Annotated in this window: 18 protein-coding genes and 1 tRNA gene; 11 read left to right on the forward strand and 8 right to left on the reverse strand. The window is 68.8% G+C overall.

The features are described from left to right. Nucleotides 1-16 precede the first annotated feature (16 nt). From ACWGJP_RS06550 to ACWGJP_RS06565, 4 genes are all read left to right on the forward strand, one after another. Nucleotides 17-793, forward strand: coding sequence for an alpha/beta fold hydrolase (locus ACWGJP_RS06550; protein WP_452328942.1), 777 nt, complete (start codon nt 17-19; stop codon nt 791-793). Between the two features lie 112 nt (nt 794-905). Further along, nucleotides 906-1,466 carry a Dps family protein gene (locus ACWGJP_RS06555; RefSeq protein WP_452329503.1) on the forward strand — a complete coding sequence of 187 codons (561 nt, stop codon included), beginning with the start codon at nt 906-908 and terminating at the stop codon, nt 1,464-1,466. 183 nt (nt 1,467-1,649) lie between these two features. Then, complete coding sequence (locus ACWGJP_RS06560; protein WP_452328943.1) at nt 1,650-2,654, forward strand: TerC family protein; 1,005 nt, start codon at nt 1,650-1,652, stop codon at nt 2,652-2,654. Nucleotides 2,655-2,751: 97 nt separating this feature from the next. After that, nucleotides 2,752-4,053 (forward strand): hemolysin family protein, encoded by a 1,302-nt coding sequence (locus ACWGJP_RS06565; protein WP_452329504.1) that lies wholly within the window; start codon nt 2,752-2,754, stop codon nt 4,051-4,053. On the opposite strand, the gene ACWGJP_RS06570 is transcribed toward ACWGJP_RS06565, so the two are convergent. The 3 genes from ACWGJP_RS06570 to ACWGJP_RS06580 form a co-directional block, all read right to left on the reverse strand. After that, the gene (locus ACWGJP_RS06570; RefSeq protein ID WP_452328944.1) at nt 4,043-5,029 is read right to left on the reverse strand and encodes an aldo/keto reductase; all 987 of its coding nucleotides are present in this window, start codon (nt 5,027-5,029) and stop codon (nt 4,043-4,045) included. The two genes, ACWGJP_RS06565 and ACWGJP_RS06570, sit on opposite strands and share 11 nt — an antisense overlap. A gap of 329 nt (nt 5,030-5,358) precedes the next feature. Then, a complete protein-coding gene (locus ACWGJP_RS06575) occupies nt 5,359-6,450 on the reverse strand; it encodes a zinc-binding dehydrogenase (protein WP_452328945.1) in 1,092 nt (363 codons plus the stop codon). After that, nucleotides 6,447-7,091, reverse strand: coding sequence for a TetR/AcrR family transcriptional regulator (locus ACWGJP_RS06580; RefSeq protein WP_452328946.1), 645 nt, complete (start codon nt 7,089-7,091; stop codon nt 6,447-6,449). The genes ACWGJP_RS06575 and ACWGJP_RS06580 overlap by 4 nt, the downstream gene beginning before the upstream one ends. A gap of 272 nt (nt 7,092-7,363) precedes the next feature. Between ACWGJP_RS06580 and ACWGJP_RS06585 the strand changes: the two genes are divergently transcribed. Beyond that, entirely contained in the window at nt 7,364-9,010 is a 1,647-nt protein-coding gene (locus tag ACWGJP_RS06585; RefSeq protein ID WP_452328947.1) for an alkyl/aryl-sulfatase, read from the forward strand. A gap of 52 nt (nt 9,011-9,062) precedes the next feature. Here the strand turns inward: ACWGJP_RS06585 and ACWGJP_RS06590 are convergent. Further along, nucleotides 9,063-9,136: transfer RNA gene (locus tag ACWGJP_RS06590), tRNA-Gly, on the reverse strand. Nucleotides 9,137-9,249: 113 nt separating this feature from the next. Here ACWGJP_RS06590 and ACWGJP_RS06595 point away from each other — a divergent pair. Further along, nucleotides 9,250-9,924, forward strand: a complete 675-nt coding sequence (locus tag ACWGJP_RS06595; RefSeq protein WP_452328948.1) for a GAP family protein — start codon at nt 9,250-9,252, stop codon at nt 9,922-9,924. Between the two features lie 66 nt (nt 9,925-9,990). Here the strand turns inward: ACWGJP_RS06595 and ACWGJP_RS06600 are convergent, their stop codons facing one another. After that, nucleotides 9,991-10,407 (reverse strand): GNAT family N-acetyltransferase, encoded by a 417-nt coding sequence (locus ACWGJP_RS06600; RefSeq protein ID WP_452328949.1) that lies wholly within the window; start codon nt 10,405-10,407, stop codon nt 9,991-9,993. A gap of 79 nt (nt 10,408-10,486) precedes the next feature. Here ACWGJP_RS06600 and dcd point away from each other — a divergent pair, with 79 nt between their 5' ends. Next, on the forward strand, nt 10,487-11,092 hold the full coding sequence (gene dcd / locus ACWGJP_RS06605; RefSeq protein WP_452328950.1) for a dCTP deaminase: 606 nt from the start codon (nt 10,487-10,489) through the stop codon (nt 11,090-11,092). 38 nt (nt 11,093-11,130) lie between these two features. Here dcd and ACWGJP_RS06610 read toward each other — a convergent pair whose 3' ends face one another. Continuing rightward, a complete protein-coding gene (locus ACWGJP_RS06610) occupies nt 11,131-11,961 on the reverse strand; it encodes a DUF1684 domain-containing protein (RefSeq protein WP_452328951.1) in 831 nt (276 codons plus the stop codon). A gap of 177 nt (nt 11,962-12,138) precedes the next feature. On the opposite strand from ACWGJP_RS06610, the gene ACWGJP_RS06615 reads away from it, so the two are divergent. Further along, complete coding sequence (locus tag ACWGJP_RS06615) at nt 12,139-13,902, forward strand: FAD-dependent oxidoreductase (protein ID WP_452328952.1); 1,764 nt, start codon at nt 12,139-12,141, stop codon at nt 13,900-13,902. Nucleotides 13,903-13,970: 68 nt separating this feature from the next. On the opposite strand, the gene ACWGJP_RS06620 is transcribed toward ACWGJP_RS06615, so the two are convergent. Beyond that, entirely contained in the window at nt 13,971-14,948 is a 978-nt protein-coding gene (locus ACWGJP_RS06620; protein ID WP_452328953.1) for an LLM class flavin-dependent oxidoreductase, read from the reverse strand. 161 nt (nt 14,949-15,109) lie between these two features. Between ACWGJP_RS06620 and ACWGJP_RS06625 the strand changes: the two genes are divergently transcribed. Continuing rightward, the gene (locus tag ACWGJP_RS06625; RefSeq protein WP_452328954.1) at nt 15,110-16,648 is read left to right on the forward strand and encodes an ABC transporter substrate-binding protein; all 1,539 of its coding nucleotides are present in this window, start codon (nt 15,110-15,112) and stop codon (nt 16,646-16,648) included. Between the two features lie 44 nt (nt 16,649-16,692). Here the strand turns inward: ACWGJP_RS06625 and ACWGJP_RS06630 are convergent, their stop codons facing one another. Beyond that, the gene (locus ACWGJP_RS06630; RefSeq protein WP_452328955.1) at nt 16,693-18,138 is read right to left on the reverse strand and encodes a DUF222 domain-containing protein; all 1,446 of its coding nucleotides are present in this window, start codon (nt 18,136-18,138) and stop codon (nt 16,693-16,695) included. 175 nt (nt 18,139-18,313) lie between these two features. Between ACWGJP_RS06630 and ACWGJP_RS06635 the strand changes: the two genes are divergently transcribed. Together ACWGJP_RS06635 and ACWGJP_RS06640 are read left to right on the forward strand one after the other, a co-directional pair. Next, complete coding sequence (locus ACWGJP_RS06635) at nt 18,314-19,846, forward strand: ABC transporter substrate-binding protein (RefSeq protein ID WP_452328956.1); 1,533 nt, start codon at nt 18,314-18,316, stop codon at nt 19,844-19,846. Nucleotides 19,847-20,011: 165 nt separating this feature from the next. Next, on the forward strand, nt 20,012-21,031 hold the full coding sequence (locus tag ACWGJP_RS06640; protein WP_452328957.1) for an ABC transporter permease: 1,020 nt from the start codon (nt 20,012-20,014) through the stop codon (nt 21,029-21,031).

Below are 21,031 nucleotides of genomic sequence, written 5' to 3' on the forward strand. Positions count from 1 at the left end.
GGTGTTGCCTGAGGTGATGGAACACGTCACCTCCGCAGACGGAACATCCATCGCCATGCACTCCACCGGCACGGGGCCGACGGCGGTGATCGTGAACGGGGCGCTGTCCACCGCGCGGGACGCCGAGGCCGTCGCGACGGCGTTCGCCGATGCGGGCCTGCGCGCGATCACCTACGACCGTCGTGCCCGCGGCGACAGTGGCGACACGCCGCCCCGTCTCCCGGAGCGCGAGGTGGAGGACCTGGCGGCCGTGATCGCAGCGACCGGTGGGGACGCCGCCGTGATCGGACACTCGTCAGGCGCCGTGCTGGCCCTGTACGCGGCGGGGAACGGCGTCGCGATGTCGCGCCTGTTCCTCTCCGAGCCGCCGTTCCGCTTCGGCGTCGACGACCCGGCCCCCGATCTCGCCGATCGGCTGCAGGCCCATGTCGACCGCGGTGAGCCGGGCAAAGCGGTCGTGCTGTTCCAGCGGGAGGGCATCGGCCTGCCAGAGGCGATGATCGAGCAGTTCCGCGCGTCGCCGGCGTTCGACGCGGTCGCGCCGCTCGGGCAGTCCACCGTCTACGACACGCTCGTCACGCGTCTCACCTCGACGCCGTCCCCCGAGATGCTCGGCGTCGGGATGCCGGTGACGATCCTGCGCGGCTCCGAGACGATGCCGATCCTCATCACCGCGGCCGCACTGCTCGCCGAGGCGATGCCGCAGGCCGAGTTCATCGAGGTGCCGGAGTCGATCGGCCACCGCATGGACCCCGAGGCCACCGCACGGATCGTCGCCGCCAGGATGCTCTGACCGGGGCTCCCGGTCGGCCGACCCCCGCGGTCGGCCGACTCAACCTGCCGACTCCTCACCGCTGTCAAGCCCCTCCAGCATCCGCCGTCGCGTCGTTATCGTCGGGCGCATGATGGCGACGACCAAGACGACGAAGAAGACTTCGACCACCGCACGCAGCGCTCGCGGGGGCAGCGGTGAGAAGCGCACGCGCAGGCAGAACGCCGAGAAGGGGTTCTCCGCATCCGCCGAGTTGAGCCGGGACCTGCAGGCCGTCCTCGTGGATCTGCTCGAGCTGGCCATGCAGGGCAAGCAGGCGCACTGGAACGTGATCGGCCGCAACTTCCGCGACACGCATCGCCAGCTCGACGAGATCATCGACGCAGCCCGCGAGTTCAGCGACACCGTGGCCGAGCGGATGCGTGCGCTGCACGCGATCCCCGACGGTCGCAGCGACACGGTCGCCGCGACGACGACGCTGCCCGAGTACCCGCAGGGTGAGATCGACACCGCAGAGACCGTCGATCTCATCACCGCGCGCCTGGAAGCGGTGGTCGGGACGATGCGCGACGTGCACGATGCGGTCGATGAGGCGGACCCCACCAGTGCGGACATCCTGCACGCGGTCATCGAGAAGCTCGAGCAGTTCGCATGGATGGTCAGCGCCGAGAACCGCACTCCTGCCGGATCCTGAGCCGACTCGGCGGCTTCTCAGGAAGCGTCATGGTGATGCCCCTAGGCTGAGAACCCCAAGGGGAGTACTCCGACACGATCGGCTCGTCATTACGGATGCACGCGCATCCCGGGCCATCGGTTCCGATCTCGGAATGGAGAAGACCTTGGCGTCCTTCTTGCACGCCACCGTCTGGAGCACCCTGTGAACGTCACCCCTCTCGTCTGGGGCATCACGATCGCGGTCACGATCGCGTTCTTCGTCTACGAGTTCTACGCGCACGTCCGCAAGCCCCATGAGCCGACCATCGGCGAATCCGCGCGCTGGTCGATCTTCTACATCAGCCTCGCCCTGCTGTTCGGCGTGGGCATCGGCATGGTCTCCGGCTGGACGTACGGCGGGGAGTACTTCGCCGGCTACCTCACCGAGAAGGCGCTGTCGATCGACAACCTCTTCGTCTTCCTCATCGTGATGACCGGCTTCGCGGTGCCGAAGATTTATCAGCAGAAGGTGCTGATGATCGGCATCGTCATCGCGCTGATCCTGCGCGGCGCCTTCATCGCCGTCGGCGCGACGCTCATCTCGAACTTCTCGTGGATCTTCTACCTCTTCGGCGCCCTGCTGCTCGTGCTCGCGTACCGGCAGGCCTTCACGCACGGCGAATCCGACCCCGCCAACGGCCGGTTCATGCGGTTCGTGCGGCGCATCCTCCCCGTCACCGACGAGTACGACCGCGACCGACTCACCACGGTGAAGGACGGGCGCCGATTCGTCACGCCGATGCTGCTCACGATCATCGCGATCGGCTTCATCGACCTCATCTTCGCGGTCGACTCGATCCCCGCCATCTACGGCCTCACCGAGCAGGCGTACATCGTGTTCACGGCCAACGCCTTCGCGCTGATGGGCCTTCGCCAGCTCTACTTCCTCATCGGCGGGCTGCTCGAGCGTCTCGTCTACCTCGCCCAGGGGCTCGCGGTGATCCTCGCGTTCATCGGCGTCAAGCTCGTCCTGCACGCGATGCACGTCAACGAGCTGCCGTTCATCAACGGCGGGGAGCCGATGCTGTGGGCGCCGGAGATCCCGATCTGGTTCTCGCTGCTCTTCATCGGCGCGACCATCGCGGTCGCCACCGTCGCCAGCCTCCTCAAGACCCGCCGGGGGATCCCGGACCACACCACCACCGACTCACAGAAGGAACTCCAGTGACCTGCACGCGCAGTGCCGCATCCTCGTCCGACTCCGACAGACCGAGCGCCCGGGTGACCCCGGGCGTGCCTGAAGCCGCACGAGGGGCGGTGCGATGATGGGCGATCTCGCTCTCAACATCGGACTGGTCCTCCTCTTCGTCCTCGTGGGCGGTGTGTTCGCCGCCACCGAGATGGCCCTCGTGACCCTGCGTGAGAGCCAGATCAACACGATCGCCGCTCGCGGTCGCCGCGGGCAGAAGGTCGCGGGCCTCGCCCGCAACCCCAACACCTTCCTCTCCGCCGTGCAGATCGGCGTCACGGTCGCCGGATTCGCCTCGGCGGCCTACGGGGCGACATCCATCGCGCCGTCCGTGTCGCCGCTGCTGGAGGCATGGGGTCTCGCGCAGCAGGCGGCGTCGACCGTGGCGACGATCGCGCTCACCCTGGTGATCGCCTATCTGTCGCTCGTGCTGGGCGAGCTCGTGCCCAAGCGTCTGGCCATCCAGCGCAACGCGCAGTTCGCGTATGCGGTCGCCCCGGTGCTCGACGGCTTCGCCGTGGTGATGCGGCCGGTGATCTGGTTGCTGTCGGTGTCGACGAACGCGCTCGTGCGTCTCCTCGGCGGCGACCCCGACAAGACGGCCGACGAGCTGACGGACGAGGAGTTCCGCGACATCGTCGCCACCCATCAGGGGCTGCCCGACGACGAGCGCCGCATCCTCGACGACGTGCTCTCGCTCCGCGGCAGGCAGGTCAGCGAGGTCATGCGCCCGCGCCCCGAGGTCGTCGCCATCGATGAGACCGGCACGGTGGCGGATGCCGTCGCGCAGCTGCGCGATCTGCCGTTCTCGCGTTTCCCGGTGGTCGACAAGTCGATCGACGACATCGTCGGCTTCGTGCACGTGCGCGACCTCTTCGAGGCTGCGGCCGAGGACGGCGCGCGACCGCTCGCCGGGCTCATCCGCCCGATCCCGTACTTCCCCTCGACCGCGCGGGTGCTGCCGACGCTCACCAGGATGCGCGCGGACGGACATCAGATCGCGGTCGTCGTGGACGAGTACGGCGGGACGGACGGCATCGTCACCCTGGAGGACCTCGTGGAGGAGGTCGTCGGCGAGATCTTCGACGAGTACGACACCGCCGCCGAGCCCGGCTCCGCGGGCGGGGTGGTCGACGGGCGCCTCAACCTCTCGGAGTTCGAGGAGCTGACGGGTCTCGAGCTCGTCCGCGGTTCCTCGGACACCATCGCGGGATTCGTCACCGAGCAGCTCGGTCGACTCGCCGTCGTCGGCGACCAGATCGAGGTGGAGGGCGCGACCATCCAGGTCGCCGCGATGGATCGCCGCCGCATCGCCGGGGTCACCGTGACGACGCACGACACGGGCGACGCCGACGGGGAGGACGACGTCAGAGGTTGACCGCGCGCATCCCGTCCGCGTTGTAGCGGTCGCCCGCGACGCCGAAGCGCGCGACGAGCGCGTCGAGCTCCGCGATGTCGTCCGCAGAGAGGGCGACCGTGGTCGACCCGGCGTTCTCGTCGATGCGCTCGCGACGGCGGGTGCCGGGGATCGGCACGATGAAGGGATGCTGCGCGAGCAGCCACGCCAGAGCGATCTGGCTCGGCGTGACACCGCGCTGCGCGGCGAGGGCCTTCACCTGATCGACGAGGCGCAGGTTCGCAGCGAGGTTGTCGGCTTCGAAGCGGGGGACCCGCGCGCGGATCTCGTCGGCGCCGAAGGTGGTCTCTGCGGTCACCGTGCCGGTGAGGAAGCCCTTGCCGAGGGGGCTGAACGGCACGAAGCCGATCCCGAGCTCGATGCAGGTCGGGAGCACCTCGGATTCGGGGTCGCGCGTCCAGAGGGAGTACTCGCTCTGGACAGCGGTCACGGGGTGCACGGCGTGGGCGCGGCGGATCGTGGCGGCGGAGGCCTCGGACAGCCCGAAGTGCCGGACCTTGCCCTCCGCGATCAGCTCGCCGAGGGTGCCGGCGACGTCTTCGATGGGCACGGCCGGATCCACCCGGTGCTGATAGAGCAGATCGATGGTCTCGATGCCCAGGCGCTTCAGCGACCCCTCGGCTGCGGCGCGGATGCGTTCTGGGCGCGAGTCGACACCCACGGAGGCGCCGTCCCGGATGTCGAAGCCGAACTTCGTCGCGATCGTGACACTATCCCGGATCGGTCGCAGGGCCTCGCCGACGAGCTCCTCGTTGTCGTAGGGGCCGTAGACCTCTGCGGTGTCGATGAGGGTGATCCCGTGATCGACGGCGTACCGGAGCACGCCGATCATGTCCTGCCGGTCGCCAGGGTTCGGGCCGTAGCTCTGTGACATCCCCATCGCTCCGAGTCCGATCGCCGAGACCTCGAGGCCTTGACCGAGTGCGCGTGTGTGCATGGTGGTTCCTTCCGACTCGGACAGGTTACGGTTGCCTTGGACCGAGAACCAGGCACTGCTGGACACCCCCAGGCAGCCTCGTCGGACGTCCTCTCCAGGTGTCCGTGACGCTGCTCGTACGAAATCACCCCCGCACGGGGGTCAAAATCGGGGGTCATGCGTCGTTCGAGGCCGGCGGCAATATTCTGGCTGAGTCGCGTCGGACGGATGCTCCTGGTCAACCCAAGGCCGTGAAGGACTCCGCCCAGGCGACACCCCAAACACCCCTACCCTGAGGGCACGGCCTCCCACCCGCATCAACGCGGATGCCGGGAGGCCGTGCTCGTCTCTCAGGCCAGGTCGGTGATGACGACGCGGGCGATGTCGGGGTTCTTCAGCGAGGCGTATCCCTCGTTCACCTCGGAGAGCGAGATCTCCTTGGAGACGAGGGCGTCGAGCTCGAAGCGGCCCTCGAGGTAGAGGCGCGCGTAGAGCGGGATGTCGCGCTTGGCCGTGGTGCTTCCCATGTACACGCCCTCGACGTGGCGCTTGGTGGAGAGCAGTTCGACGGGGGAGATCGAGAGCGTCGCCGTCGGGTCGAGGACGCCGATCAGGTAGAGTCCGCCGCCGGGGGCGACCATCTGCAACGCCTGCTGGGTGACGGGGCCGAGACCGACGAAGTCGAAGACCGCGTCCGCGCCGACGCCGGTGATGGCGAGGACCGCCTGCACCGGGTCCTCCTTGGTCGAGTTGATGACGTGCGTCGCGCCGAACGCACGGGCTCGCTCGAGCTTCTCGTCGGCGATGTCGATGGCGATGATGGTCGCGGCGCCGGCCGTGACGGCGCCGTTGAGGGCGTTCAGCCCGACGCCGCCGGTGCCGATGATGACGACGGCATCCGATGCCTGCACGTTCGCGCTGTTGAGGACGGCGCCCGCGCCGGTGACGACGCCGCAGCCGAGGAGCGCGGCCTGCGGCCAGGGGATCTCCGCAGGGACGACGGCGAGCTGGTGCTCGTGCACGAGGACCTGCTGGGCGAAGCCGCCGAGGCCCATGCCCTGCGCGACCGGAGTGCCGTTCTCGGAGAGGCGGGGGGTCTCGTCGGCGCCGCGCTCGGTGTAGGTGGGGTTGATGCACAGGGTCTGCTTGCCCTCGATGCAGCGGCGGCAGGTGCCGCAGTACTGCACGAGGCAACCGACGACGTGGTCGCCGATCGCGACCTGCGTCACGTCGGGGCCGACGGCGGTGACGACGCCGGCGACCTCGTGGCCGAGGACCATCGGCGGCTCGTAGCCGAGCGGATGCGTGGCCGCGAGTTCGTCGGAGTGGCACAGGCCGGAGGCGCGGACCTCGACGAGGACCTCCCGTCCGATCGGTGCGGCGATGTCGATGTCGGCGAGTTCGAACCCCTTGCCGAACTCGCGGACGATGGATGCCTTCATGGCGTTCCCTTCTCTTCGGCCGTCGACTCCGACGGCTCGCTCGTCGGCTCATGCATCCAGGTCGGCATGAGCACGTACAGGTGGTCCGCGATCTCGGCCGGGCTCGCCTCGATACGGCCGGTGACCCAGTCGGCGAGCACCGTGGTGGCGGCGCCCGCGACGTATCGGGCCGCCAGTTCGGCGCGCAGGCCCGTGGGAGGACGGACGGCGTCGATGTGGGCTGCGATCGGGGCGATCATCGCTTCGCGGATGCGTTCGAGCAGGGTGCCGCCTGGGAGGAGAAAGGCGGCGCGGTAGAGAGCGCGGTCGGCGTGGACGTGCGCGGCGAGGCGATCCTGCGCTTCGCGCATCGCCCGATGCGGGTCCTCGTCGCGGGCGGCGGCTGCGGTCTCGGCGATCTCCACGAACGCGGGTTCGAGCATGCGCAGTGCGAGCTCGCCGAGATCGGCGAAGTGCGTGTAGAAGGCCGATCGGCTCACGCCCGCCTCTCGCACCAGGGCGCTGACGGAGACGTCTGCGTCCTTCGCGCTCAGCACCTGGGCGGCGTCGAAGAGGCGACGGCGGGTGCGGTCGGCGCGGGGGTCGGCGGATTCCTGCAGGCCACGGCGGACGAGGTCGGACCCGACGGCGATGTCACTCACCTCATCGACGATAGTCCTGTTCTGGACAGGTGTCCATGAATGCGGTCAGGGCCGGTTTCGGGCCGCGCATCCCTGCCTACTGTGAAAGGATCCGAATCGTGAACCCGAACGACTTCTCCCACGAGGACTTCACTGACGTTGAACGCGGCTTCCTCGGCACCATCTCGCCCTGCATCATCTCTGACGCTGCCGGCGAGACCGTCTGGGATGGTGAAAGCTATGCATTCCTCCAAGGCGAAGCTCCCCTCACGGTCCATCCGAGCCTGTGGCGGATGAGCAAGCTCGTGGCTCGACACGGCCTGTTCGAAGTCGTCGATGGCATCTACCAGGTGCGCGGGTTCGACTTGTCGAACATCACCTTCGTCGAGAGCGACGAGGGCATCATCGTCATCGATCCGCTCATCTCCACCGAGACTGCCTCTGCTGCGCTCGACCTGTACCGTGCGCATCGCGGCGACCGGCCCGTGAAGGCAGTCATCTACACCCACAGCCACGTCGACCACTTCGGTGGTGTCCTCGGAGTCACTTCGCTCGACGACGTCGACAGCGGGCGAGTGCAGATCATCGCACCCGCCGGATTCCTCGAGCACGCCGTGTCCGAGAACGTCTACGCCGGCACGGCGATGGGGCGGAGGGCGGGGTACATGTACGGCGCCGCCCTCCCGCGCAGTCCGCGCGGATCTGTCGGCGCTGGACTCGGACATACGACGTCCACGGGCGAGGTGGGGATCATCCCACCGACTGTGGAGATCACCCGCACGGGTGAGACGCTCACCGTCGATGGCGTAGAGATCGAGTTCCAAATGACACCGGACTCCGAAGCACCCGCCGAGATGCACTTCTACTTCCCGAGGTTCCGCGCGCTGTGCGTCGCAGAGAATGCCACGCACACGCTGCACAACATCCTCACGCTCCGAGGTGCCCTCGTCCGGGACTCCCGCGCGTGGGCCGGTTACCTCACCGACTCCATCGACCGATTCGCGTCCCGCTCCGACGTCGTCTTCGCCTCCCACCACTGGCCCACCTGGGACTCCGAACGGGTGACCTCCTACCTGACCCGCCAGCGCGACATCTACGCGTACCTTCATGATGAGACGCTCCGTTACATCAACCTCGGCTATCAAGGCGCCGAGATCGCCGAGCTCATCCAGCTTCCGCCCGCGCTGGCCGACGACTGGGCAACCCGCGGCTACTACGGATCCGTCAACCACAACGTCAAAGCGATCTACCAGCGCTACATGGGGTGGTTCGACGCCAACCCTTCCGACCTGTGGGCGCACACGCCCCGGGAAGAGGCGGTCCGGTATACGGAGGCCCTCGGGGGGAGTGCACGCGTACGGGAGCTCGCGCGAGGGGCTGAAGACGCGAACGACCTTCGCTGGGCCGCCACGCTGCTCAAGCACGCCGTGTTCGCCGACGATTCGGACGCCGAGTCAAAGAACCAACTCGCCGGCGTGTACGAGAAGCTGGGCTTCGGAAGCGAGAATGCCACCTGGCGCAACTTCTACCTCGCCGGAGCGCTTGAGCTCCGCGAGGGACGCTTCGGTACCCCTACCCGCGGCAACAGCTCCGCGCTGAGCAAGCACATTCAGGTGAGTCAGATCCTCGATGCCCTGGCCATCGCCATCGAAGGGCCGAAAGCCTGGGACCTCGACCTCGAGCTGGACTTGGTCATCGACGATCTCGGCGAGCGGCACAGGCTCACGCTCCGAAACGGTGTCCTCATCCACCGCCAGGTGCCGGCAGGCCGTGAGGCGGCGGCGACAACGGTCACACTGGCGAAGGAGAGGTTGATGCGTCTGCTCGCAGGGGACGGCGACTCACGCGGCATCGTCACTGACGGCGACTCGCGAACGCTGCCGGCCATCCTCTCGGTCACATCGAAGGGCGACACGGGCTTCGCCATCGTCACCCCCTGAAACCCTCACTCGTTCCCGGCTGAAGGTCCGGAATAGCTTTGGAAGCGACAAGTGGAGGGACTGACGGGAATCGAACCCGCGCTGTCTGCTTGGGAAGCAGAAGTTCTACCATTGAACTACAGTCCCGCACCGGCATCCGAAGAGCCGGGCATGGTCAGCCTACCCGTCCCGCGCCCGATGGCCAAAGCGTCCGCGTCAGGCCATGCTGGGATCGGTCTGGTCGGATGAGAGGCGGACGCGTGGGAACGGTGATCGGGGGCTTCCTCCCCTTTGCGATGGGCATCGCGATCAGCCCGTTGCCCATCATCGTGGTCATTCTCACCCTCCTGAGCCCGAATGCCGGACGCAGCAGCACCGGTTTCCTGCTCGGCTGGCTCGGCGGCATCGCCGCCCTCATCACGGTGCTGACCAGCGTGTCGGGATTCCTGCCCAACCCGGCTGGAGACGAACCGGGCGTTACAGCAGGGATCATCAAGCTGATACTCGGCGCCCTGTTGCTGTGGCTCGCGCTCGGTCAGTGGCGCAAGCGGGAAGCGGGCGGCGCGGACACGGCTCCGGGCTGGATGCGCAGCGTCGACGCCCTCGGTTTCGGAGGGGCGCTGCGAACGGGGGTCCTCCTGTCGGTCGCGAATCCCAAGAACGTCGTCCTCAGCGTCAGCGTGGCCGTCGATCTCGCGACCTCAGAGCTCGATGTCAACGTGACGGTCGCGGCGGCCGCGATCTTCGTGCTGCTCGCAGGGATCACGATCCTCCTTCCTGTGCTCGCCTACGCCGTCGCACGTGAGCGGATGAAGCCCGCCCTCGACGCCGTGCACGGCTGGTTGAGCCGCGAGAGCCGCACCATCATGTGCGTGCTCTTCCTTCTGCTCGGGACGTCCGCGATCGGCAACGGCATCGGCATCCTCTGGCCATGACGGGGGGCAGGGCCCCGAAGGCCGGCGGCACCGGTGCAGCCATTGACTCCTTCCGGCTCCCGCCCCTCAGCCCTCCGACGCCTCCACGATCCGGAACAGCCCAGTCATGTCTCCGCGACGGAAGCCGATGGCCTCGTAGAGCGCGGCGCCGGCCTCGGTCGAGAACAGGCCGACGAAGGCGGGACTCGGCGCGCGCTGCGCGATGAGCTCCAGCGTGCGGTCGAGGAGCGCAGCGCCCACGCCCATCCGCTGGAAGGCGGGATCCACGGCGACGTCCTGGATGTAGAAGTACTTCACGCCGTCGCCGACCACCCGTGCCATGCCGATGACGCGTGTCCCGGAGACGGCGACGATACCGAGCGTCGATCCGGCGAGCGAGTCGGCGGTCGTCGTCCAGTCGAAGGCGTCGTGCCAGCCCACGGCCTCGGCGAGGGCGCGGTGCTCGGATGCCGTGGGCATGCGGTTCTCGATCGACCAGGTCATCTGCCGAGTCAACCACGATCCGGCGTCGCGCCGTGACGCAGGATCGGATGCCGCAGCGCCCTCCCGTTAGGCTGTTCCCGTGCTTCTCAGCGACCGCGACATCACCGCAGAACTCGCCACCGGCCGGATCGGCCTCGCCCCGCACGACCCGGCGATGGTCCAGCCCTCCAGCGTCGACGTGCGCCTGGACAGGTACTTCCGGCTGTTTGACAACCACAAGTACCCGTTCATCGATCCCTCGGAGGACCAGCCCGAACTCACCCGCCTCATCGAGGTGAAGCCGGACGAGCCCTTCATCCTGCACCCCGGGGAGTTCGCGCTCGGTGCGACCTTCGAGCAGGTGACCCTGCCTGATGATGTCGCCGCGCGTCTGGAGGGCAAGTCCTCGCTCGGGCGGCTGGGCCTCATCACCCACTCCACGGCGGGGTTCATCGACCCGGGCTTCACGGGTCACGTGACGCTCGAGCTCGCGAACGTGGCGACCCTCCCCATCAAGCTCTGGCCGGGCATGAAGATCGGCCAGCTGTGCTTCTTCCGCCTTACCTCGCCGGCGGAGAACCCCTACGGCTCAGGCCCCTACGGCAACCGCTACCAGGGACAGCGCGGCCCCACGGCATCCCGCTCGTTCCAGAACTTCCACCGCACCGACGTCGGCGTCACGGACGTCGGCTCGCTCGGCGGCTGAGAGCCACCAGTCGGTTGCCGGAGCTGTGGACTGCCTGCCTACGACGTCCGATCCAGCGGCGTCTTCTCCCCCGCCTGCACGGCGAACGGCAGCCAGTTCTCCCTGGGTGCCAGCGGGCACGGGGAGAAGTCGGTGTAGGCGCACTGCAGGTTGCTGGCGCGGTTGAAGTCGAGCACGATCCGCTGCTCTCCGGCAGGCGGGAGCGTCACGGCCAGGGTGCGGCTCGCGCCGTAGGTCGTCACTCCGCTCGTCGCATCGCGGAAGAGCAGGGTCGCGGCGTCGCCGCCGCGGGAGATGAGCGTGGCCGACACCTCGACGCCGCCGACGGCGAACCGCACGTTCCCTGGCGTCGTATGGGTGTGCTCGATGGTGTCGATCGCCGCCGCTATGGGGATCTCGCGTTCCTCTGACGGCTCGAACACCCCCTCGATGACCCAGCGCTCGTCCGGAGCGAACGTCGGCGTCCCGCGGTATTCCGTGCGCAGGTCATGATCGGGATGCAGCGGCCGGACGATGTCGCGCCCTCCGCGCCGGGACACCTCGATGACGGCATCCTCGAACCGGGCGCGGTGGAAGGTCCGCTCGCCGATGACGCCCCAGACGTGCCGCCCTCGCACGGCGACGCCGTCGACGTCCAGCACCTGACCGGCATCCAGCTGGACGATCACGCCCTCGTCGCCGCTCGTCCACGTGCCCGGCACGTCGTCGAAGCGCTGCGGTTCGGTGCCGAGCAGATTGAAGCTCGTGTAAGCGAGGAAGCCATGCGGCTCGCGCCGGCGGTGCTCCAGCTCGTCATGCCACTGCTGCCAGGCCTCCTCGAACAGCGACGTCTCCGTGAGGACCGGTGCGGACGGGGGAGGGACGCTCATGGCGGACACCTTTCGACGGATTCCAGCGGATGCGTGCCACGGTAGCCAGCGCTCGGGGCGCCGCTTCGGCTGCGTCGTCGTGTGACGGCAGGGTACGGAATGTGACGGGATCGCGTCTGTGCGACGGCGATGGAGGCGAAGGATGACGACGTTTCCCTATGCCCCAGGAGGTATCCCATGGTCGCCCAGAACGAGATCAACCGCGGCGAGCGGCACGTCGACACGGTGCTGCTCGCACGCAGCACGCCGCCGCGCGAGGTGGAGGTGCTTGTCGTCGGCGCAGGACCCGCAGGCCTCGCGACGGCGCTTGATCTGAACCGGCACGGCGTGGACGTCGCCGTCATCGATGCGGCGGCCTCGTTCCGGCTCGTGAGGGCCGGGGCGATGGGGCACAGCGCGCGCACCGTCGAGCTCTTCCAGCAATGGCGGGTCGAAGACCGCATCCGCCGCGGCTGGACGTTCCCGCCGGAGTGGAACCTCGGCACGACGCTGCGCACCTCCCTCGTCGGCCACGACCTGAAGCTCGAAGGGTCCCCGACCGGACGGCCGGCCTTCGGCGCACGACCGTCGAACCCCTACTCGCTGGCGGCTCCGCTCCGGCGCCCGCAGACCGCCCTCCAGCAGGCGTTCCTCGACCAGCTCGCCGAGCTCGACGTCCCCGTCGCCGGAGGCTGGCGGCTGACGAGTCTGCAGGAGGAGGACGACGCGATCGTCGCAGGCATCGAGCACTTCGAGACTGGCGTCGTGCGCAGCATCCGCGCCAAGTACGTCGTCGGCGCAGACGGCGCGCGCAGCACTGTGCGCACGCTTGCGGGCATCGAGCGCGAGGGCGCGTACGCGACCGAGCGGCACTTCCGCTTCGTGGTGCGCACGATCGGCGAGTACGCCGGGCGCGATCCCTTCCCCAGCGCCGTGAACGTCATCGTCAACGGCGTGCACGACGGCTTCCTCGCGGCGCTGAACGAGACCGACTGGCGGGTGTACGCGGGGCCGTTCCCGCTCGACCGCACGCCCGACGAGCAGGAGCTGCGTCACCTGGCGCAGGCGGCCTTCGGCTCAGACGTCGAGCTGGAGATCGTGGACGTCAGCCCGTACTTCAAGAGCACCCGGATCGCGAAGGAGTTCCGGCGCGGGCGCGTGCTGCTCGTGGGCGACGCCGCACACGTCCGCACGCCGGGCGGCAACCTCGGCGAGGGCTTCGGCGATGTGTTCAATCTGGGCTGGAAGCTCGCAGCCGTACTGCGGGGCACGGGCGGCGACGAGTTGCTGGCGTCGTACGACGACGAGCGCCGCCCGCACAACGCGCGGGTCGGCGCGGCAGCGAAGGAGCGTGCCGAGCGTTCGGCGCGCAATGTCGCTGAGGCCAGGGCGCTCGGCTTCCCGGACGACGCGGATCTCAGCGCGGATGCCGAGCACCGCCGCGACCGAATCCGAGAGATCCTCGCGCGGTCGGGCGGTCCGCACATCGGCGTGTACTTCGACGAGCGCTACGACGCCTCGCCTGTGATCGCCTACGACGCCGGCCAGGATGCCACCGAACGCGCATGGGACGCCGAGGTCTACGAGCCGAGCGGACGGCCGGGGCACCGCGCGCCGAACGGCGTGCTCGACCCGTACGGCGTCACGCTGTACGACCGGATCGGATCGGATGCCGCGCTCCTCGTCCTTTCCTCCGACACCTCTGCGGTCGAGGGCTTCGTCGCGGCGGCGGCGGAGCGCGCGATCGATCTGGAGGTCCTGCACGTCGCGGATGCCGGAGCAGAGGCTCTCTACGGGGCGCCGTTCGTGCTCGTCCGCCCCGATCATCACGTGGCATGGCGGGGGACGGATGCCGCAGAGGCCGGTGCCGTGCTCGATCGCGTCTATGGACGGGAGGGCTCGGGCGGCTCGGCTCCTCGCTGGCTGAGCCCGTCGACGCGTGTCGAGTCGTCCGCTCGCTGAGCGCGTCGCGTCCCGCTCGCTGAGCCTGGCGCGTCCCGCTCGCTGAGCCTGTCGAAGCGCGCCGAGCCTCAGCGCCGCACGGTCGCCACGGCGCTCACGCGGGGGTGGATCTCCTCCATCACCCGCGTGAGCGCCCGCCGGAACTCCGGTGCATCGAAGGGCAGCGGGACGCTGTACAGCACCGTGCTCGATCGGGCGACGGCGGCGTCCGCGGCGAGGCGATCGGCGATCTCGTCCGTCGTGCCGAAGGCGATGTTCGCGTCCGCGAGGTAGGCGGCGGCATCGGATGCCGGATCGAACCGTGCATAGTGCTCCGGGCGTTCCTGTACGCCCCGGCGGAAGAGCTCGACTGCGGCGGCTCGGCTCGCCGCGGGCAGCACGACCCTGGACGCCGCGATCCGAGGCTCCGCGTCCGCGGGGAGCGCATCGAGGTAGGCGTCGGCGAGACCCGCCTGCACGCGCCCGGTCTCGCCGCCCGCCGCCTTGCGGTGCAGGAGGAGACCGTCGCCCGCCTGCCCGATCGCGGTCGCGGTCTCCGCGCTGCCGGTCGCCTGCCAGATCCGCCCGCGCACGCTTCCGGCAGGCGGGTACAGCGGCAGCTCGCGGCCGTCCACGATTCCGTCGAGGGCGTCGCGTAGCCCATCGATCGCCCGCGCGAAGAGCGCATCGCGTTCGGCCTCGTCGAGGGAGAACGCCGAGAAGGCCGGTGAGGACCACCCGCCGCCGTTGCTCTTGCCGAGCCCCAGCTCGAGTCGTCCGCCGCTCAGGGCGTCGACGACGCCGACCGCCTCGGCAAGGCGGATCGGATGCTCGAAGGCGGGGGTGATCACCGCCGTCCCGAGCCGCACCCGTGACGTCCGCTGGCTCAGCGCGGCGAGGAACGTGAGCGCCGATGGCAGGCCGTTGCCGCGCACGTGTCCCTCGGCCAACCAGACGGAGTCGAATCCGACGCGTTCGGCCTCTGCGGCGGCATCCAGCGCTGCGCGGTAGCCGAGGGTCGGATCGGGCGAGAGGGGCGGGATGAGGAAGAGTCCTGCGGTGCTCATGTCGACCGACGGTAGGCGCGGCTCGCTGCCGCGGCGGCTCTGTGTCATCAGGTGAATCCCTGTGACGCGCCATGACGGGCGCCCTGTCCCGTGCCGCTGCCGCCTCGGAACACTCTCCACCCAGCGGCATCTCGGCCGCACCAGAAGAGAACCGGAGCATCATGTCCTTCCCCCGCCGACGCGCACGCGTCGCCGTCGTCCTGACCGCGGCCGCCGTGCTGCTCACCGCCTGCGCCGGTCCGGCGAACACCACAGGCTCGCCTGCCGAGGACGACAGCGTGCTGCGCTGGGCCGTCTCGCAGTCGTTCGCGAACTGGGACCCGATCGTCACGGGCAGCACCGCGAGCACGCGCTACCTCACCCCGATCTACGAATCCCTCACCTCGATCGATGAGAACGGCGAGCTCGCGCCCGGCCTCGCCGAGACGTGGGAGTACAACGAGGACGGCACCGCCGTGACCTTCCGCCTCAGGGAGGGGGCGACCTTCCACGACGGGACGCCGGTGAACGCCGAGGCCGTGCAGAAGTTCATCGATCGCGCCAAGACGCAGACCAACTCCGCGCTCATCGGTGACTACGCCACCATCGATCACGTCACCGTCGATGACGAGCTCACCTTCACCGTGCATCTCACGCAGGTGGACTATCAGATCCCGTACCTGCTCAGCGTGCGCGGGGCGCTCATCACGAGCGCCGTCGCCGCCGAGGAGGACCCCGACCAGCTCAACGTCTCCTTGCCCGTCGGGGCGGGACCCTTCAAGGTCGTCGAGCTCATTCCCGAGAGCCGCATCGTGCTCGAGAAGTTCGACGACTACTGGGATGCCGACAGCATCCACATCGACAGGATCGAGATCGAGTTCGGCATCGACGGCTCGACGATCGTGAAGTCGGTGCAGACCGGCGTCTACAACTTCGCCATCATCGAGGCGCCCGCCGTGAAGGAGGCCGAGGATGCCGGGCTCGACGTCTGGTTCGGCGACGAGTACGCCTGGTTCGTGAACTTCCTCAGCATCAACATCCACAAGGCGCCCTTCGACGACCCGGCGGTCGTCGAGGCGATCAAGTACGCCGTCGATCGCGAGGAGATCGTGGACAAGGTGACGCTCGGCTACGGCAGGGCCGTCGACCAGCCCTTCCCTCCGGGATACATCGCGTACGACGAGGAGTCGGAGGATGTCTGGCCGTACGACCCGGAGAAGGCGAGGGAGATCCTGGAGGATGCCGGATACGCCGACGGGGATCTCGATGTCACCCTCACGCTGTCGGCGGAGAACCCCACCGCGGAGATCCTGCAGGAGCAGCTCGGAGAGATCGGGATCGACGTCACGATCTCGGTCGATCCGAACTGGCGGGTCGGCTACTTCGGCAAGGAGACGGCTCTGTCGCTGTACGGCTACTTCGGCCGCGACTCGCACGTGCAGGCGCTCACGGCGAACTACGACACCGACGGTGTGCTGAACCTCAGCTCGCCCTTCGCCTCGGACGAGTTCACCCAGGCGCTGAAGACGATCCGTGAGACGCCGCTGGATTCCCCCGACTACGAGGAGCTGCTGCAGGCCGCCACGCGTGCCGGGGTCGCGACCTCGCCGACGGTGCACCTGTACACGGTGCCCGCGTTCTACGCGAAGACGGATGCCGTCTCGGACCTGCCCACCATCCAGGGGCAGCTGAGCTGGAAGGGCGTCACGGTCGAGGAATGACCCGGCCTGATCAGCCCGCCGGCGTGATCAGCCGGCCGGCGCGATCAGACGACGGCGGGTGCCCGCTGATGGAGGCGCCGGTGCGGTGATCGGGCGCGGTGCCAGTGCTGGTGCGGATCCCACCATGCGGGCCCCCGCACCTCCGGCATGCCGTCGGCGAAGCGGATGAGCCAGTTGCTCAGGTGGAGCGTGCGGTGGTGGAACCAGCACAGCAGCACGCCGTTGTCTGTGTGGGTGGGCCCGCCGGCGGCGTGCTCGGTCACATGATGGATCTCGCACCAGCTCGCCGGAACCGTGCACCCTGGGATGATGCACCCGCCGTCGCGGAGGGTGATCGCGCGCCGCTGCAGGGCGTTGAAGATCCGTGCGCTCGTGCCGAGCGAGGCGATCCGCCCGCTGTCGTCGAAGAGCACGCGCTGGATGCCTCCCGCGCATGCCGCCTGCAGCGCGACGGCCAGCGGTGCGCGCTCCCCCGTGCGGGGCAGGGTCGCCCAGCCTGCCCCGCGGGCGAGGTCCTCTGCGGTCGCGGTCACCACGAGGGTAGGCGCCGCGCCGCCCAGATGCGGGAAGAGGTCGGTGCCGGCCGCGACCGTGAGGATCGTCGCGAAGGCGTCGTGCAGCCGCTGTGCGCGGGTGCGTGTGTCTGCCGGGGCGTCATCAGCGGGCTCGACCCCCTCTTCGAAACGCACCGCTCCCAGCGGCGCGCTCGGCGCGGCGTTCTTCGGGTTGAGGATACTGTCCTGCAGAAGGCCGAGTTGGGCCGCGGCCTCGGGGAGCAGGGCGCCGCGCACCGGGTGCACGCCGTTCTTCAGCGCGCCGACCTGGAGGAAACGCCGTGCCAGAAGGTCCTCTTCGTCGAGCGGAGCGGGCCCGTCTTGATCGAGATAGGCCCCGATCGCCTTCGCGAAGACGCTGAGATCCTCCGGCAGCGGCGTCGGGTGCGGAGCGGCATCCGCAGGCCGATCGGGATCGATGCCCCGCGCGAGGACCGCCAGCTGGTCGTCTGCCTGAAGGATCTCCTCGAGGGTCAGTCGCTTCGCCGCGTCGACGATCGGCTCCGTCGCCGCCAGGAGACCCGCGACGCCGAACGCGCCGTCGGCCAGCGCTGCGCGCAGCGCGGGGAACCTCGGCGGCAGCCAGGCGCCGTCTGTGATGCCGCGTTCGCGGTGCACGAGCTTCGCCGCCTTGACCAGACGTGCCGCCGAGCGCGCATCCTCGGCCATCAGCATCCGCACCAGGTCGATCGCGCCGGCGCACCCGAATGCGGTGGTCATGCGCTCTTCCCTGAAGCGATCGGAGCGGGTGACCACCACGTCGGTCGCCTCGACGGCGATGCCGTCCAACCGACGTCGGATGCGACCGGCGATCGTCAGCAGCTCTGCAGTCTCGTCATCGGAGAGCTGCTGCACGGCGTCCGAGCCGAACGACTCGCTCGCCGTGAGGTCGAGGCGGGCCTCTATGTCACGGAGTCGTGCAAGCAGTTCGTTCATAGCTCCTATTGAACACCTGGCCACGGACATTGGGATGGGAACGGAAGTACGAGTCGTATTTCGCCGTGTGACGTCGCCGGAAGCTTTGTGACGCCGACGCTCGGGCGCCGTGGGGGTGCGGTTCCAAGATGACCAGCACCCGCTTGGACCTTCACACAGCAGATCGGACCCTCCCATGGCATTCAGATTCCCCCGGCTTCGAACGGCGGCCGCCGCCGTGCTGGTGAGCGCGCTCGCGCTGACCGCATGCGCGACCGGCCCCTCCGACGATGCGTCAGGCGACAGCGGCGAGGAGAGCGTGCTGCGCTGGGCCGCCGACATCCCCGCCCATTGGGACCCGGTCGTGCTGGGCTCGGGCTTCGGGTTCAACCTCACCGCGCTCGCCTACGCCTCGCTCACCGAGATCGATGAGAACGGCGAGGCGGCCCCGGGGCTCGCGGAGAGCTGGGATTACAACGACGAGGGCACCGAGGTCACCTTCCACCTGCGCGAAGGCCTGGTGTTCCAGGGCGGCGAGCCGCTGAACGCCGAAGCCGTGAAGCTCTACATCGAGCGCGCCAAGACGCAGGAGAACTCGGCGCTGTTCGGCGACCTGACCTCCATCGAATCCGTCACGGCCGACAGCGAGCTCGACGTCACCGTGCACCTCAACCAGGTCGACCACCAGATCCCGCTGCTGCTGGGCAAGCGCACCGCGCAGATCACGAGCCCCAAGGCCGCGGAGGACCCGGAGAAGCTCGACCAGTGGCCCGTCGGCGCCGGTCCCTTCACGGTGACGGAGTACGTGCCCGAGTCGCACATCTACTTCGAGAAGAACGAGGACTACTGGGATGCGGAGAACATCCACATCGATCGCCTCGAGCTCTCCACCGCACCCGACCCCTCGACCCTCGTCGCGTCGATCGAGACCGGGGTGTACGACTTCGCCTACGGCCTCGCCCCCGCGCAGTACCAGACCGCGATCGACGCGGGGCTGGATGTCGCCGAGCACCCGGTGTACTCGGCATCCAACATCAGCCTGAACATCAACAAGGCGCCGTTCGACGACCCCGCCGTCGTGGAAGCCGTGCGCTACGCCATCAACCGCGACGAGTTCGTGGAGAAGGTCACCTTCGGCCTGGGCTACGCCACGACGCAGCCGTTCCCGGAGGGCTACATCGCGTACGACGAGGAGTCGGCAGACCTCTGGCCGTACGACCCGGAGAAGGCGAAGCAGACCCTCACCGACGCCGGCTATGAGGACGGCGAGATCGTCGTCGACTTCGTCGTGACCGCGGATGCCGTCGCCAATGAGATCATCCAGTCGCAGCTGGCGGCGATCGGCATCACCGCCAACATCACGGTGGCTCCCGACTGGGCGACGCCCTTCTTCGCGAAGGACCTCACGCTGACGACCTACGGCACGACGGGCCGCGAGTCCCCGGTGCAGACGCTCACCGCGCACTTCGGGCAGGACGGACCGCTGAACCTCTCCAGCCCCTACGTCCCCGACGGCTTCGCGGAGGCGATCAAGGTCGCGCGGGAGACGCCGCTGGACTCGCCGGACTACGCCGAGAACCTGCAGGCCGCGACGCGCGCAGGGCTGCAGAGCCAGGCGCTGATCTTCACCTACGGCTCGCCCACGCTCGTCGTGAAGTCGCCGAAGGTGTCCGACCTGCTGCAGATTCCTGGTCAGATCAGCCTCACGGGCGTCACGATCGGCGACTGACCGGGGCGCGCGCGCTTCGACAGGCTCAGCGAGCGAGAAGTCAGGCTCAGCGAGCGAGAAGTCAGGCTCAGCGAGCGAGAGTCCAAGGCTCAGCGAGCTATGGCGGGCTGAGCCTGTCGAAGCCCACCAGCACACCGAATCGCACCGAACAGAAAGGAGTGCCGCATGACCGCGACAGCCACCGTCACGGCATCCGCCATCGCACCGCCGCGCGCACGAGCGCATCTCGCAGCCGCGGGCCGCCTCGCCGCGCACACCGTGATCGTCTTCGCGACCGTCTTCCTGTTCGCGACCTTCATCACCTTCGGTCTGCAGGGTCTCAGCGGCCTGAGCCCCGCCCATCTGCAGCTCGGGGAGTCGGCGACACCCGAGCAGGTCGCAGCGCTCGAGCATCAATGGGGGCTGGATCGTCCGTTCCTCGTGCAGTACGCGGACTGGTTCTCCCGCATCCTGCTGGGCGACCTCGGCAGCAGCTGGTACAACGGTGCGAGCGTGAGCGAGCTGCTCGCCTCCCGCGCGGCCATCAGCCTCTCGGTCGCGGGTCTCGCGCTCGTGATCGGCATCGTTCTCGGCTTCGGTCTCGGCGTCCTCGCCGCCGCCTATCCCACGAGCCTGCTGGATCGCGGGATCACCGGCTTCACGACGATCATCTCCGTCATGCCGTCGTTCGTCGTCGGCATCGCCCTCGTGGCCGTCTTCGCCGTCACGCTGGGGTGGTTCCCCTCTGCCGGATACGTGCCGATCGAACGCGGCGGCGTCGGTCTGTGGCTCTGGCACCTGTGGCTGCCCGCCATCGCGCTGAGCTTCGACACCGTCGCCGACCTCGCCCGTCAGATGCGCGTCGGCCTCATCCAGGCGGGCAGGGAGAACTACGTCATCGGTGCGCAGATGCGCGGTCTCGGTTCGCGCCGCATCTTCTTCGGACACGTGCTGCGCAACGGCGCGGGCCCCGCGCTCACCGTGCTCGGCATGAAGTTCCCCGCCCTGCTCGGCGGCGCCGTCGTCACCGAGGCGATCTTCGGGCTGGCCGGATTCGGCAAGTTCGCCGCCGACTCCGCGAGCCGCGGCGACGTGCCATCCGTCCAGGGCGTGCTCGTCGTCGCGATCGTGCTCGTCGTCGTCTTCAACCTCATCGTCAACCTGCTGCTCGTGCGCCTGAACCCCGCCTCGGCGAGAGGAGTCTGA

The organism is Microbacterium sp. NPDC055903 (genome assembly GCF_053615555.1).

Excerpts from the sequence above, each read along its gene's own strand:
- ACWGJP_RS06620 (WP_452328953.1), bottom strand. The coding sequence starts at position 14,948 with ATGAGCACCGCAGGACTCTTCCTCATCCCGCCCCTCTCGCCCGATCCG.
- ACWGJP_RS06570 (WP_452328944.1), bottom strand. The coding sequence starts at position 5,029 with ATGCACACACGCGCACTCGGTCAAGGCCTCGAGGTCTCGGCGATCGGA.
- ACWGJP_RS06610 (WP_452328951.1), bottom strand. The coding sequence starts at position 11,961 with ATGAGCGTCCCTCCCCCGTCCGCACCGGTCCTCACGGAGACGTCGCTG.
- ACWGJP_RS06550 (WP_452328942.1), top strand. The coding sequence starts at position 17 with ATGGAACACGTCACCTCCGCAGACGGAACATCCATCGCCATGCACTCC.
- ACWGJP_RS06615 (WP_452328952.1), top strand. The coding sequence starts at position 12,139 with ATGGTCGCCCAGAACGAGATCAACCGCGGCGAGCGGCACGTCGACACG.
- ACWGJP_RS06555 (WP_452329503.1), top strand. The coding sequence starts at position 906 with ATGGCGACGACCAAGACGACGAAGAAGACTTCGACCACCGCACGCAGC.
- ACWGJP_RS06640 (WP_452328957.1), top strand. The coding sequence starts at position 20,012 with ATGACCGCGACAGCCACCGTCACGGCATCCGCCATCGCACCGCCGCGC.
- ACWGJP_RS06630 (WP_452328955.1), bottom strand. The coding sequence starts at position 18,138 with ATGAACGAACTGCTTGCACGACTCCGTGACATAGAGGCCCGCCTCGAC.
- ACWGJP_RS06635 (WP_452328956.1), top strand. The coding sequence starts at position 18,314 with ATGGCATTCAGATTCCCCCGGCTTCGAACGGCGGCCGCCGCCGTGCTG.
- ACWGJP_RS06575 (WP_452328945.1), bottom strand. The coding sequence starts at position 6,450 with ATGAAGGCATCCATCGTCCGCGAGTTCGGCAAGGGGTTCGAACTCGCC.
- ACWGJP_RS06565 (WP_452329504.1), top strand. The coding sequence starts at position 2,752 with ATGGGCGATCTCGCTCTCAACATCGGACTGGTCCTCCTCTTCGTCCTC.
- ACWGJP_RS06600 (WP_452328949.1), bottom strand. The coding sequence starts at position 10,407 with ATGACCTGGTCGATCGAGAACCGCATGCCCACGGCATCCGAGCACCGC.
- ACWGJP_RS06585 (WP_452328947.1), top strand. The coding sequence starts at position 7,364 with ATGAGCAAGCTCGTGGCTCGACACGGCCTGTTCGAAGTCGTCGATGGC.
- ACWGJP_RS06625 (WP_452328954.1), top strand. The coding sequence starts at position 15,110 with ATGTCCTTCCCCCGCCGACGCGCACGCGTCGCCGTCGTCCTGACCGCG.